Origin of the sequence: uncultured Kriegella sp., assembly GCF_963975415.1 — a bacterium.
Taxonomy (GTDB): domain Bacteria; phylum Bacteroidota; class Bacteroidia; order Flavobacteriales; family Flavobacteriaceae; genus Kriegella.
On record NZ_CAXBGN010000002.1, the window covers coordinates 420,830 to 434,947 of the forward strand.

The following is a 14,118-nucleotide window of genomic DNA, read 5'->3' on the forward strand; positions in this document are numbered from 1 at the left end:
CTAGATTATTTTAAAACTTCTGTGTTATAAAAGTTTGCATAAGCTTCCTCAAACTCTTGGAGAGAAACATATGGCAACACCGGTTTTTGGAGGTTGGCAATATGCGATTGCAAATCTTCGGGAATTTCTTCCGAGGCTAAAATAACAGCATCCGAAAAATTTACAGCTACTTTTAACAAATTATTATAGGTAGGCTCAGTGAGCGAACTAATAGCTTCTTCCGATATACCATCAAAAAGAATCTTATCTTTCATTCCTTTATCCAACTCTCCTTCAAAAGATTTACCATATACCGATAGTACAATTTTACTATCGCCAAATAGTGGTTCATCGGCGTAGTAATTCTTGAGATAGAGTGGCAACAAAGAGGCCATCCATCCATGAACATGGATAATATCTGGCGTCCAGTTCAATTTTTTTACCGTTTCGACAACACCTTTGGCAAAGAAAATAGCCCGTTGATCATTGTCAGGAAAAAGATTTCCATCTACATCGGCAAAAGTTGCTTTTCTTTTAAAATACTCTTCATTGTCAATAAAATAAACCTGAATACGCTCTCGTGGAATAGATGCCACCTTTATAATCAAGGGCATATCCATATCGTTAATAACCAAATTCATTCCAGAAAGACGTATAACCTCGTGAAGCTGATGTCTTCGCTCATTGATGTTACCGTACCTGGGCATGAAGATCCGAATCTGACCACCATTGCTGTTGACCATTCGGGGGGCTTCATAAGACATAAGTGAAACTTCGTTCTCTGGCAAGTAAGGGACTAATTCTGAAGATACAAACAATATCTTTTTACCATTCATATGGGGCTTTGTTTTATTTATCGACCGTGCGTGGCTGCAAAATTACAAAAATTATAGAGATTAGCAGTAATTATAGTAAGTTTGCTCGCCCATATATAAAACCAATGTTGGTAATCAAAACAAAAAAAGAACTGAGATTTCACCTTGAATCGTTAAATACAAGGCAAAGTCTTGGGCTTGTACCCACAATGGGCGCTCTGCACGAAGGACACACATCTTTGGTCGAAAAAGCCCTTACAGAGAACGATTATGTAGCCGTGAGTATTTTTGTAAACCCGACCCAGTTCAACAACAATGAGGATCTTGCAAAGTACCCTAAAACGCTGGAAGCCGATTTCGCCCTGCTAAAAAACATCTCGAGCAAGCTCATCGTATTCACACCGTCGGTAGCTGAAATCTATCCTGAGCGCATTGCCCCCAAAACCTATGACTTTCATGGACTGGACAAAGTGATGGAAGGCGCTTACCGTGACGATCACTTTAACGGCGTAGGAACTATCGTTGAAATGCTCTTGCGATTGATCGAACCTGATCGCGCCTATTTCGGGGAAAAAGATTTCCAACAATTACAAATTATCAGAAAATTGGTCGAATTAGAGCAGCTTCCCGTGGAAATCAAGGGCTGCCCAATTGTCAGGGAAGCCAACGGACTGGCCATGAGCTCGAGAAACGAGCGCCTATCCAAAGACCTAAGAATGGAGGCTTCTTTAATCTACAGCACCCTACAGACCGCAAAGAAAAAATTTGGCACGAAAAGTGCTAAAAACATAACGGATTGGGTCGTTCAGGAATTTCAGGACCAGCCTAATTTCGAATTAGAATATTTTGAAATTTCAGACGTCGAAACCTTGACACCGATTCAAAAAATACAACAACACTTAAAATATAGGGCCTTTGTGGCCGTTTATGCCGACGGTATACGCCTCATTGATAATATAGCCCTAAATTAACTAACTTTGTCCTATGCAAATAGAAGTTGTAAAATCGAAAATTCACCGTATAAAGGTCACAGGAGCAGACCTAAACTATATTGGAAGTATCACAATTGATGAAGATTTGATGGATGCCGCCAATATTATACAAGGTGAAAAAGTACAGATCGTCAACAACAACAATGGCGAACGATTGGAAACCTACGTTATTCCCGGGCCGCGTGGCAGCGGTGAACTTACCTTGAACGGTGCCGCAGCCAGAAAGGTCGCTGTTGGCGATATTTTAATATTGATTACTTATGCTCGAATGGACATTGAAGAAGCAAAAAAATTCAATCCGGCTTTGGTATTCCCCAACGAAGAAACCAATCTTCTAAACTGATTTGGCCGCTTCGGTAAAAAAAACATTAAAGTTAATACTCCCAATTGCCTTGGGAGTTTTTTTCGTTTGGTACTGGTTTAATTCAACTTCCCCCGAAAATCGTAAAGAAATACTCTTTTACATCAAAGAAGCAGATCCATTTTGGGTAAGCGTATCAGTATTTCTTGGGATACTAGGACACATTTCACGCGCCATTCGCTGGAACTACTTACTGCAACCTTTGGGATATCGACCAAAGTTGAGTAATAATATATTTATTATTCTAATGGCTTATTTTGCCAATCTGGGCATTCCAAGGACAGGTGAAATTTTAAGGGCTACCGCTTTGGCCACCTATGAAGACGTTCCCTTTGAAAAGGGATTTGGCACTATTGTTACCGAGCGGGTGATCGATGTTATCATGCTGTTACTTGTAGTTGGCTCTACCTTAGCCCTTCAAACAGATATTATCGTTGGATTTTTAGAAAAAAGAGGATTTGATTTTAAGGGCCTTTTATTATTAGGGGGTCTCGGAATTCTCGGACTACTCCTTTTCTTTATTTTTATAAAAAGGTCTAACCGTGGTCTTGCGCTTAAAATCAAAGGATTCATAAAAGGACTCCTAGATGGGGTTTTTAGCATTTTTAAAATGCAAAAGAAAGGAGCTTTTATCTTCCACACTTTTCTTATTTGGGCCTGCTACATCGCAATGTTCTGGGTTATAAAATATACGCTTCCCGAAACTGCCGCGCTCTCACTAGACCAACTTCTGGTAGCTTTTGTCGCAGGAGCCTTTGCCATGGCAACGACCAACGGCGGGGTAGGGCTATACCCAATTGCCGTTAGCAAGGCCTTGGCCATTTTTGGTGTTAGCGCCATAGCCGGCGATGCCTTTGGGTGGATTATGTGGATTTCCCAAACTTTGATGATCGTATTCTTTGGTGCAATATCTTTTCTGGTATTACCGTTATTGAACAGAAAGAAATAACTGTACGTCTTCTACGTACCAAATTACCTTGTTATGCAACGTTCAATAGTCGTTTTTGCCCTCTTGATATGCCTTGGCGTCAAAGCCCAGGTCTCCAAAGAAATCTTTGAATCTTTCAAACTGCAGGAAAGAAGGGATGTAAGCTACTATTTCCCGGAAGATTATGACAAGGAGAAAAAATACCCTTTGGTCGTTGTCTTGGACGGAGATTACCTTTTTGATCAGGTAGTAGCCAACTCTAAATTTTACAGTACTTTTCATGGAATGCCTCAAATGATTGTTGTTGGCATCCATCAAAGTATCAATAGTATTCGGCTAGACGATTGTGCCTATGAACCCGATACCGGGCTTCCAACTGAAAAAGGAAAAAAATTCTTCGAGTTTTTAGGCACTGAAATCATCCCATATTTAGATTTAAATTATAGCACAGCACCCTTTAAAATGATTGTGGGGTACGACATTACAGCCAATTTTCAAAACTATTGGCTTTTCAAGGAAAACTCCCTTTTCAACGCTTATATCAATATCTCACCGACACTTGCCCCAGAAATGGAAATGAGAGTGCCAGCACGTTTAAGCGCCATCGATCAAAAGATTTTTTATCAGTTGATCGTTGAGGGTGAAAAGTCAAATGACACACCGAAAATTATGGCCATGCACAATGCAATAAAAGACATTGAAAAAGAAACGTTGCATTACTTCTTTGACGAATACCCTTCCGCTGATCACATTGCCATAGCGACGTATGGCATAGGAAAGGCATTTGACAACATCTTCGGCATGTTTAAACCTATCAGTCCTAAAGAGTATAAATCCGAAATTTTAACCGCCGAAGGACCAGTTTTTCAATACTTGGAAGACAAATATAAGGGCATCGAAGATCTTTTCGGTTTCGAAAAAAGCGTCGATCTTAACGACATAATGGCCATTTATGCGGCAACACGAAAAAAAGAAGATTTCGAGTCATTAAAACCATTGTCAGATCTTTGCAAAAAAGAGTATCCCGAAACTATGTTAGGTTTCTACTTTGAGGCCGAATACTACGAACAAAAAGGAGAGCCCAAAAAGGCACTGCGTACATTTGAAAAATCATTTGGCATGGAAGAAATTGATTTCTTGACAAAAGAAATGGCCTTGGAGAAAATAGATGCCTTAAAGGCCGATTTCGGGTACTAGGCAAATCTACTTGACCCAAAGAGGAAATTGATCCTCCCAATTGATGAGTACCTATCGAGACACTGACACCGCTCATAATTTATTTATCGAAATATTTAGAAGGCCCACGAGCCTTTTTAAAACTAAATTATTTCACCTTCTTCTAAAACTTCTTCTTCGGAAGTTTCGGGTCTTTCGACGACATTAAATTTTTCCAACTGCTCTTCTTCTCCAGTAAAGTAAGGAAAAACGTCCATAATAGGAGATTCTGAAATAGCAGGAATCGTATAATCTCCCGTTGTACCTTTCATCATCTCATTCGTGTTGTCAAAAGCTTCCTTTACATCATTTGCCTGAACCAACATGTAGATATTGGTTTTTCGTTCCTTTCCGCTTTCCTCATCAAAGGCAATTAAAGAAACTTTGGATTTAAACCAGCGATCAGAATTTTCAAAAGGATGAACCTCCGATAAATTCGCCACTTTTATATTTGTAATCAGAAACTCTTCACTCGTATAGGCAGCCATCTCTTGATTGATTCTCGTTTCCGCCTCGGTATACGATACCGCATCCAACAAATAGGCTTCCGTTGTTATCTTTTGCTCTCCTGTTTCGTGTGTTTTTCTATATTTTACTTTGCACTCATACCACGTTACGCTCATATCTTTTTTTTAGGATGGCAAATATAAATTTTAAAAAGACCATACAAGATAATCTCAGGGATAGATATTCACAAAAAAGCCTAAGGCAACACATACAAATACACACTGTGCTAAAAATGAGCGGATAGCGTGTTTTTTATATATAAATGTGTTCATGCTATCTATATGGCGACCGAAAAGATAAATGTTAAAAATAAGCAACTATACCTATGCACACTAACCATTTCCATCAATAAATACGATGCATTCACCGGTAAACTTTTGTTATATTTGAGACGAAGGGATCAACTGTTCGTAACTTGTTTTGTTTCGAAGCACAAAGGTTGTCTTCAACATTAGCATAAAAAACAATTGAGACTCAAAAAAAGCTTTTGATTCTAAGTAGAAATCAATTGCAACAATATTTAAAAGTGGATTGACCATATGAATACAAATTCAACAACGCCCATTGATTTTTTACCACAATTGACGGGTTGTTTTGCACAACCCGCCGCTGAAAACCCTACAGTAGCCATGGTAGAGGCGGCCTACCAACATCACGGATTACATTTTCGCTACATCACTTGTGAAGTTGACCCTAAGAACCTTAGTGCGGCCGTAAATGGTGCAAAAGCAATGGGTTGGGCAGGGTTCAATTGTTCTTTGCCGCATAAAGTGTCCGTCATCAAATACTTGGATGAATTGGGCAAATCGGCAGAACTAATAGGCGCAGTTAACACGATAGTAAGACAAGGCAACAAGTGGATCGGCGAAAACACTGATGGCAAGGGTTTTTTACAGGCCCTTAAAGAAGTGATCGACCCCATGGCGAAGCACATTACCTTATTTGGAGCTGGTGGCGCGGCGCGGGCAATTGCTGTAGAATTAGCATTGGCGGGAGCTAGTACGATAACCATTGTGAACCGCAGTGAGGAACGTGCCGATGCTGTAGTCAAGTTATTGAATGAAAATACATCGACCAAGGCATTTTATCAGCCTTGGAACAAAAAATATGCGGTTGACCCCAAATCCAATATTATCATCAATGCCACCAGTATCGGACTTTTCCCCAATGTTGATGCGCAATTGAACATTGACTTTAATAGTCTCTTACCAGATATGGTAGTGGCTGATTGCATCCCCAATCCACCGCAAACACATTTATTGAAGACCGCGGCAAACAAAGGTTGTAGAACAATTGACGGGTTGAAAATGTTGGTAAACCAAGGGGTCATAGGAATCAAGTACTGGACAAATACAGACGTTGATGCCACTGTAATGCACGGCGCCTTAAAAAGAGCGCTGAATATAAACGAATGACCTTTTACTTCTTAAATGCTAAAATAATCTAAGAACTCTGCCGCTTTCTGATGGGTTTAGTACATAAATTAAATAATTGATAATGAAAAAAATGCAATGGTATAATGAACCCGATAAATGGACTCAAATCGATGATTCTTCTTTATCAATGTTCGTGACGCCTCAGACGGACTTTTGGAGGGAGACGCATTACGGCTTTACGGTCGACGATGGTCCGTTTTACTATTGCTCTTTGGGCGGGGAATTTGAAATGAAGGTCAAAATAACCGGAGATTACAGAACCCGATATGACCAAATGGGACTTATGATCCGGAAAGATGAAAAAAACTGGATTAAAACCGGCGTTGAGTACGTTGACGAAAAAGTCAAGTTAAGCGCTGTCGTAACTAGAAAGAAAAGCGATTGGAGCGTTATAGAACTAGAACAAAACCCTAAATCGATTTGGCTTAAAGTCGTCAGAAGAATAGATACCGTTGAGATAAGTTATTCTTTGAACAACAATCATTTCAAAATGATGCGACTTGCCTACTTTCCGGATAACACACCCATCATGGTTGGGTTGACCGCAGCCTCTCCCGATGGAGATGGGTTCGAAGCCTTGTTCGAACATTTTGAAATTAACCATCTTCCCGATTTAAGGCGCAAACAATGGTTGGCAAATCATTGAATTTAAACCATCGTATTCGCTCCCTTAAAAAAAGAAACAATTTGACGATAATTGGAAATAATTTTGTGCCTTCAAATGTTTATCGTAATATTGCAATGAAATAATAAATAAAAGATGGGACTCACCAAAACGGAAATGTTTTCCGAACTGCAAAACGAAATTGCGCTATATGCCAAAGTGTTCGGGCATCCGGCAAGGGTAGCCATTCTACAACATTTATTCAAAATAAATACCTGTGTCTGTGGTGATTTGGTTGATGTGATAGGCCTCGCACAACCCACTATTTCGCAACACTTGAAAGAATTAAAACATTTAGGGTTGATAAAAGGAAATGTTGAAGGAACCAGCGTTTGCTATTGTATCGATTCGGAAAATTGGGCCAAAATGAAAGCGGTGATGTTGCAGTTTTTAGATCAAGACATTTCACAAGAACAATGTTGCTAAAAAAATTTCAAACAATTAATCGTATAATCGCAATAAACAAATATAATTATGAAACTATCAGAAATTAAAACAGCTTTGGGGAAATTGGAAAAAATTGCCTTCCAGTTACCGAACGGTGAATTGGTGCCCAACCATTTTCATGTAACGGAAGTAGGTAAGATTACCAAAAACTTCATTGATTGTGGAGGAACCCTGCGAAATGAGGAGGTAGTGAATTTTCAACTTTGGAATGCCAACGACTATGATCATAGACTGCATCCTGAGAAGTTGGTACACATTATAGAACTCTCCGAAAAAGCATTGGAAATAGGCGACCTGGAAATCGAAGTGGAATACCAAGCGGAAACCATTGGTAAATTCGGACTCGATTTTGACGGCACTAATTTCTTACTGACCACCAAGCAGACCGATTGTCTAGCCAAAGAAAATTGTGGCATTCCGACCGAAAAACCCAAACTACAATTTTCAGAATTGGAAACCGAAAATACCTGTACCCCTGGAGGTGGTTGTTGCTAATAACATAAAATCGAAATCAATGACAACAGAAAAAGTGCTATTCGAAGCGATAGCGAACTTGATACCTACATTAGAAGTTGCTAAAATTTCCGAGGAAAGAAAGGAAACATTGCAACCCTTAATTGATTTTATTCAGAACAAAGCAGAAAGCAAGCAAAAAATAAGGATCAATTTCATTTGCACCCACAATTCACGTAGAAGTCATTTATCGCAGGTATGGGCGCAAACCATGGCGACATATTTTAATATTGACAACGTGTCTTGTTATTCGGGCGGAACGGAGTCCACGGCATTGTTTCCCATGGTGGCCGAAACATTGCTAAAAACAGGCTTTGAGGTTCAGACCATTTCCGAAGGAAAAAACCCCGTCTACACCATTAAGTATGCGGTGAACGAACATCCCGTTATTGGTTTTTCAAAGAAACTGGATGACGATTTTAATCCGAAGTCAGGCTTTGCCGCTGTTATGACCTGTTCACAAGCAGATGGTGGGTGTCCGTTTATCGTGGGCGCGGAAAAACGCATTCCGATAACCTTTGAAGACCCAAAGGCCTTTGACAACACCCCACAACAGGCTGAAAAGTATAATGAAAGAAGTGTACAGATTGCAACGGAAATGTGCTATGTTTTCTCACAAATAACTATTTAAAAATGGCTAAAAAAAAATTGAGCTTTCTCGATAGTTACCTGACCCTATGGATTTTTATCGCAATGGCAATAGGGGTCGGCATTGGATATTTTATACCAAGTTTCCCGACCTTAATCGATTCGGCAAGTAGTGGCGCTACCAACATTCCAATAGCCATCGGGTTGATTGTAATGATGTATCCGCCATTAGCCAAGGTGAATTACGCACTTTTGCCCAAAGTATTCAGAAATACGAAGATCCTTTCAATTTCACTACTGCTCAATTGGGTTATCGGTCCTGTTTTAATGTTCCTCTTGGCCATAACCTTTTTAAGGGATTATCCCGAATATATGGTCGGATTAATTTTGATAGGTTTGGCTCGATGCATTGCCATGGTTCTTGTTTGGAACGACCTTGCGGAAGGGAGCAGTGAATATGGGGCAGGTCTGGTTGCCTTGAACAGCATATTTCAGGTTTTTGCCTATAGTTTTTACGCCTGGATTTTTATAACCGTGCTTCCGCCCTATTTCGGGTTTGAAGGCGCCATTGTCGATATTTCGATAGCGACCATTGCCGAAAGCGTTGCCATTTATCTCGGTATCCCATTTCTGTTGGGTATCTTAAGCCGTTTGATTTTAGTGCGCCTAAAAGGCGAAAAATGGTATACCGAAAAATTCATTCCTACCATTTCACCGATGACCTTGATTGCTTTACTATTCACCATTGTAGTCATGTTCTCCCTTAAAGGTGAACTGATTGTCAAAATACCTATGGATGTTTTGATTATCGCCGTACCACTGCTAATCTATTTCGCCTTAATGTTTATCATTGGCTTTTTCATTACTAAAGCAATGGGCACGGAATACGACAAAACAGCTTCCGTAGCCTTTACGGCAGCAGGCAATAACTTTGAGTTGGCCATTGCTGTTGCCATTGCCGTTTTTGGCTTAAATTCAGGGCAGGCCTTCGCGGGAGTTATTGGTCCGCTGGTGGAAGTTCCTGCGCTTATTTTGCTCGTTCGCGTTTCATTTTGGCTGCGAAAAAAATATTTCGTAAAAAATGAACTGATAAAACAGACCGATAACAACTAGTTTTAATAATAGTTTTTTGTAGCCCTCGACCAGAATTCATCCGGATAATAAACCTTATTTTTATACAAGTAGAAAAGTAATTCGGTTACAGAAAAATGGCAGGAGAAACAAATCTATCTCAGTTAATAAAGGGAATGAAGCCCGAATTGAATCAAGGAGAATATGTCTTCGCTTCTGTAAAAACTTTAGATGGAATTGGTCGAAAGGACACCATCTGTGAGTTTAAGGAAAGCGAAGGCACAACCCTCGTAATCGAGCGAAAAAAGGCGGATAAATTAAATCTCGACTATGGCTATATCGCATCCTGGATTACTCTAAAGATTCATTCTTCTTTGGATGGCGTCGGCCTAACAGCTGTATTCGCGACTGAATTGGCAAAAAACAATATCAGTTGCAATGTTGTGGCGGGGTATTATCACGACCATATCTTTGTGGCCAAAAAAGATGCGGAAAAAGCTATTGCTGTACTGACCCAACTATCCCAAAGTTATAGCTAAAGCTATAACTTCCCTTGGTTTTTACCCCCAACCACGATATCTTAGTCCCGAACTTCAATTCAAGAAATGGCCAAGACAAAAACAGCATTTTTCTGTCAAAACTGTGGTACTCAATATGCCAAATGGGTAGGGCAATGTAGTGCCTGTAAAGAATGGAATACCGTCGTGGAAGAGGTCGTTCAAAAAGAGGAAAAGAAGGGATGGAAAATTACGACCGGCCCTTCTTCTAAAAAAATAGCCAAACCTTTACGCGTAAATGAAATCAGCACCGAAACCGAATTGCGGTTGAATGTTCACGACCTAGAATTCAATCGTGTTCTAGGTGGTGGTTTGGTGCCCGGTTCCCTGGTATTGCTCGGAGGTGAGCCCGGTGTAGGCAAGAGCACGCTTTTGCTTCAAATCGCACTGAAGCTTCCCTATAAAACATTGTATGTGTCTGGGGAAGAAAGTCAAAAACAGATCAAAATGAGGGCCGACCGTATTCACCCAAATAGTGAAACTTGTTTTATTCTGACCGAAACAAAAACCCAGAATATCTTCCAACAGATAGAAGCTACCGAACCCGATATCGTCGTAATCGATTCCATACAAACATTGCATTCCGATTATATCGAATCTGCCGCAGGTAGTATTTCTCAAATTCGGGAGTGTACAGCCGAATTGATCAAATTCGCCAAAGAAACGAACACTCCCGTAGTTTTAATTGGCCACATCACCAAAGACGGCAGCATTGCAGGCCCTAAAATTTTGGAACATATGGTCGACACCGTACTCCAGTTCGAAGGCGATCGCAATTATGTCTATCGCATTCTCCGTTCCCTTAAAAACCGATTTGGATCTACGGCAGAACTGGGTATCTATGAAATGCAGGGCAGTGGGTTACGTGAAGTAAACAATCCGTCGGAAATTCTAATTTCAAAAAATGATGAGGGGTTGAGTGGAACGGCCATTGCCTCTACCATCGAAGGTATGCGCCCCCTAATGATTGAAATACAAGCTTTGGTCAGCACGGCCGTTTATGGCACACCCCAGCGCTCGACCACAGGCTACAATGCCAAACGACTGAATATGCTTTTAGCGGTTTTGGAAAAAAGGGCAGGTTTTAAATTGGGTGCAAAAGATGTTTTTCTGAACATTACCGGTGGTATATCGGTCGATGATCCGGCCATCGATTTGGCTGTTATCGCAGCCATACTATCTAGTAATGCCGATATCGCCATTGAAAAGGGCATTTGTTTTGCCGCGGAAGTCGGTCTCGCAGGGGAAATACGGCCCGTACAACGGGTGGAACAACGCATTTTGGAAGCTGAAAAATTGGGCTTCACAACTATTTATGTTTCCAAACGGAATAAAATCGGATTAAAAAATACCAAAATCGAAATTCAGCTGGTAGCCAAAATCGAAGATGTGGCCAGCGGATTGATTAGCTAAATTCTAAAAACATGCAGTATTTCGAGGTTTTTTTCACGTTTGTGTTGGTTATTTCAACAATAGTTTATGTCTTTTTCACTTATAAATTAGTACAAGAAGCTCGAAAAACACGGGAAATTGGACTCAAACCTTACATGATTCTTTATTTAGACTCACCAGAAGCCAAGCCCACTGGAAGGTATTTAAACGTTAAAAATGTCGGGCAGGGAGTTGCTCAAAATGTTAAATTTGAAGTAATCAAGGATATGGAAACTTCTCATGAACTTGATCGAAATTTAGAAAGTCGCTCTTTTTTGAACAGAAACTATCTTAAATTCCCACCGAATTATAATCTAAGACATTACATTTTTGATTTTTCTAATAATGCTGAAGCCAAATTTGAAGATTATATCGAGATAAAATGTTATTACGAAGATATTTTCGGTGATAAATTCTCCGAAAATTTTGTACTAAACTTCAAGGATAGTTTTGCCTCGGCAAGAATTGTTCCACCAGATAATTATGTCGGACTAATTGCCCATAATCTAGAAAAAATAAACAAAAACTTAGAAAAAATAAACATTAGCCTAACCACAGATGATAAGAAGTGAATACCTTAATTGATGAGTTAGACTTAATTCATAATATTACCGTCTATCCCTCATAATACGTGACAATACCAGAATACCGATGATTACCACGATAATCAAAACGACCTGACCAAAACCTACTTTTAAAAAAATCATATTTCTGTTTATGGAGCGGGATTTGGAATCATGTTATGAATTTCCTCTATTCCCTTTAATACTTCCTCGTGCAGGTTTATATCGATACTGGCAATATTTTCTTCCAATTGTCGCATGCTTGTGGCTCCAATGATATTGCTTGTCAAAAAAGGTCGGGAACTAACGAATGCCAAAGCCATTTGAGCCATTGACATATCATTTTCCTGCGCTAATTTATGATATTTTGTCGTGGCAGCTACAGCCGTTTCACTACTGTACCGATCGTACTGTGGAAACAAGGTTATTCTAGAGGTTGCTGGTTGCATACCTCCCAAATACTTGCCGCTCAATGTTCCAAAACCCAAAGGAGAATAGGCTAAAAGACCTACTTTCTCACGCATCGAAATCTCTGACAATCCGACCTCAAAAAGCCTATTCAAAAGATTGTACGGGTTCTGAATTGTACTTATTCGTGGCAAACTGGCGTGCACTTTACTTTCTTCCAAAAAACGCATTGTGCCCCATGGGGTCTCGTTCGATATGCCCACATACCTGATTTTCCCTTCCCGAATCAAATCACGCAACGTTTCCAATACCTGGTGAATATTATCTTCCCAAAGATCAGACCCACTATGTTTATAGCCCCGCTTACCAAAATAATTGGTATTACGGTCAGGCCAATGTAATTGATACAGGTCTATATAATCAGTCTGTAACCTCTCTAAACTTCCTTCTACAGCATCTATAATCGATTCACGAGCAAACCCTCCGCTGCGAATAAATTTTGTAAAATCAGCTTTTCCTGCCATTTTACTTGCCAAAACAACTTTATCACGATTGCCTTTTGCCTTGAACCATGAACCGATAATTTTTTCGGTCTCTGATTTACGGTCAGGGTGTGCCGGAACCGGGTAAAGTTCGGCAGTGTCGAAAAAATTGACGCCCTGCTCCAGCGCATAGTCCATCTGCTCATGGCCTTCGGCTTCCGTATTTTGTTTGCCCCAGGTCATGGTGCCCAGACAAATTTTACTTACTTCAAGGTTGGTGTGGGGTAGGTTAGTATATATCATTTGAGGGTACTTAGGTGATTAGAAGCGGCAAATTTAATGATTCTGATAACAACAACGTAAATTGGGAGTCATCAATTGTTTCCCAGTTCAATTAAAATAGGACAGTGATCACTGTGTCTCGCTTCGGATAAGATTACGGACCGCTTCAAGCGCTCGGCCAAAGGATCGGAGACCATGGCATAATCGAGCCGCCAACCCTTATTGTTGTTTCGAGCGTTGGCACGGTAGGTCCACCACGTATAATTATCGGGTTCTTTGTTAAAATGTCGGAAACTATCGATAAATCCACTTTTAATAAAGTCACCGATCCATTGACGTTCTACAGGTAAAAACCCGGAAACATTTTTATTACGTACCGGGTCGTGAATATCAATAGCTTCGTGACAAATATTATAGTCGCCCAACACCACCAAGTTAGGCTTGGTTTTTCGCAGGGTATCGGCATACCTCTGAAAATCGGCCATATATTGCAGTTTAAGGTCTAATCGTGCCAAATTGGTGCCCGAGGGCAGGTACATGCTCATGACCGAGACATCGCCAAAGTCGGCCCTAAGGTTTCTTCCCTCGAAATCCATATAATCGATACCGGTGCCAAACTGCACATGATCTGGTTGCCTTTTAGAAAGTATGGCTACTCCACTATATCCTTTCTTTTGGGCACTATACCAATAATTATAGATATAACCCGCCTCCTCAAAAACAGAAAGATCCAATTGTTCTTCCATGGCCTTGATTTCTTGAAGACAAACCACATCTGGATCTACGGCTCTTAGCCACGCTATAAAGCCTTTCTTTAAAGCGGCACGAATACCGTTTACGTTGTATGATACAATTTTCATTCTTTACAATTTGGGCCGA

At 40.3% G+C, this 14,118-nt stretch carries 17 protein-coding genes; 13 read left to right on the forward strand and 4 right to left on the reverse strand.

The window, feature by feature from the left end:
* Positions 1–5 precede the first annotated feature (5 nt).
* Positions 6–815, reverse strand: a complete 810-nt coding sequence (locus tag AACZ88_RS05665; protein WP_339707457.1) for a glycogen/starch synthase — start codon at positions 813–815, stop codon at positions 6–8.
* 104 nt (positions 816–919) lie between these two features.
* Between AACZ88_RS05665 and panC the strand changes: the two genes are divergently transcribed.
* Genes panC through AACZ88_RS05685 form a run of 4 tightly spaced genes read left to right on the forward strand, consistent with a single transcriptional unit; the run spans position 920 to position 4,272 of the window.
* The gene (gene panC / locus AACZ88_RS05670) at positions 920–1,765 is read left to right on the forward strand and encodes a pantoate--beta-alanine ligase (protein WP_339707460.1); all 846 of its coding nucleotides are present in this window, start codon (positions 920–922) and stop codon (positions 1,763–1,765) included.
* 13 nt (positions 1,766–1,778) lie between these two features.
* Positions 1,779–2,129 (forward strand): aspartate 1-decarboxylase, encoded by a 351-nt coding sequence (gene panD / locus AACZ88_RS05675; protein WP_339707463.1) that lies wholly within the window; start codon positions 1,779–1,781, stop codon positions 2,127–2,129.
* A gap of 1 nt (position 2,130) precedes the next feature.
* The gene (locus tag AACZ88_RS05680; protein ID WP_339707466.1) at positions 2,131–3,096 is read left to right on the forward strand and encodes a lysylphosphatidylglycerol synthase transmembrane domain-containing protein; all 966 of its coding nucleotides are present in this window, start codon (positions 2,131–2,133) and stop codon (positions 3,094–3,096) included.
* Between the two features lie 33 nt (positions 3,097–3,129).
* On the forward strand, positions 3,130–4,272 hold the full coding sequence (locus AACZ88_RS05685) for an alpha/beta hydrolase-fold protein (RefSeq protein ID WP_339707469.1): 1,143 nt from the start codon (positions 3,130–3,132) through the stop codon (positions 4,270–4,272).
* A 122-nt stretch (positions 4,273–4,394) separates the two neighbouring features.
* Here the strand turns inward: AACZ88_RS05685 and AACZ88_RS05690 are convergent, their stop codons facing one another.
* Complete coding sequence (locus AACZ88_RS05690) at positions 4,395–4,913, reverse strand: DUF4494 domain-containing protein (RefSeq protein ID WP_339707471.1); 519 nt, start codon at positions 4,911–4,913, stop codon at positions 4,395–4,397.
* A gap of 423 nt (positions 4,914–5,336) precedes the next feature.
* On the opposite strand from AACZ88_RS05690, the gene aroE reads away from it, so the two are divergent.
* From aroE to AACZ88_RS05735, 9 genes are all read left to right on the forward strand, one after another.
* Positions 5,337–6,212, forward strand: coding sequence for a shikimate dehydrogenase (gene aroE / locus AACZ88_RS05695; protein ID WP_339707473.1), 876 nt, complete (start codon positions 5,337–5,339; stop codon positions 6,210–6,212).
* A gap of 82 nt (positions 6,213–6,294) precedes the next feature.
* Entirely contained in the window at positions 6,295–6,879 is a 585-nt protein-coding gene (locus AACZ88_RS05700) for a DUF1349 domain-containing protein (RefSeq protein ID WP_339707476.1), read from the forward strand.
* A 114-nt stretch (positions 6,880–6,993) separates the two neighbouring features.
* The gene (locus tag AACZ88_RS05705; RefSeq protein WP_339707479.1) at positions 6,994–7,323 is read left to right on the forward strand and encodes a metalloregulator ArsR/SmtB family transcription factor; all 330 of its coding nucleotides are present in this window, start codon (positions 6,994–6,996) and stop codon (positions 7,321–7,323) included.
* A 48-nt stretch (positions 7,324–7,371) separates the two neighbouring features.
* Positions 7,372–7,839, forward strand: coding sequence for a DUF6428 family protein (locus AACZ88_RS05710; protein WP_339707482.1), 468 nt, complete (start codon positions 7,372–7,374; stop codon positions 7,837–7,839).
* Between the two features lie 19 nt (positions 7,840–7,858).
* A complete protein-coding gene (locus AACZ88_RS05715; protein ID WP_339707485.1) occupies positions 7,859–8,488 on the forward strand; it encodes a protein-tyrosine-phosphatase in 630 nt (209 codons plus the stop codon).
* Between the two features lie 2 nt (positions 8,489–8,490).
* A complete protein-coding gene (gene arsB, locus AACZ88_RS05720; protein WP_339707488.1) occupies positions 8,491–9,558 on the forward strand; it encodes an ACR3 family arsenite efflux transporter in 1,068 nt (355 codons plus the stop codon).
* Positions 9,559–9,653: 95 nt separating this feature from the next.
* Complete coding sequence (locus AACZ88_RS05725) at positions 9,654–10,055, forward strand: ACT domain-containing protein (protein ID WP_339707491.1); 402 nt, start codon at positions 9,654–9,656, stop codon at positions 10,053–10,055.
* A gap of 66 nt (positions 10,056–10,121) precedes the next feature.
* Complete coding sequence (gene radA, locus AACZ88_RS05730) at positions 10,122–11,486, forward strand: DNA repair protein RadA (RefSeq protein ID WP_339707494.1); 1,365 nt, start codon at positions 10,122–10,124, stop codon at positions 11,484–11,486.
* Between the two features lie 11 nt (positions 11,487–11,497).
* Positions 11,498–12,076, forward strand: a complete 579-nt coding sequence (locus tag AACZ88_RS05735; protein WP_339707497.1) for a hypothetical protein — start codon at positions 11,498–11,500, stop codon at positions 12,074–12,076.
* Positions 12,077–12,219: 143 nt separating this feature from the next.
* On the opposite strand, the gene AACZ88_RS05740 is transcribed toward AACZ88_RS05735, so the two are convergent.
* Positions 12,220–13,260 carry an NADP(H)-dependent aldo-keto reductase gene (locus tag AACZ88_RS05740; protein ID WP_339707500.1) on the reverse strand — a complete coding sequence of 347 codons (1,041 nt, stop codon included), beginning with the start codon at positions 13,258–13,260 and terminating at the stop codon, positions 12,220–12,222.
* Positions 13,261–13,331: 71 nt separating this feature from the next.
* Positions 13,332–14,099: an exodeoxyribonuclease III gene (locus tag AACZ88_RS05745; RefSeq protein ID WP_339707502.1), complete on the reverse strand. Its 768-nt coding sequence runs from the start codon at positions 14,097–14,099 to the stop codon at positions 13,332–13,334.
* Positions 14,100–14,118: the final 19 nt, after the last annotated feature.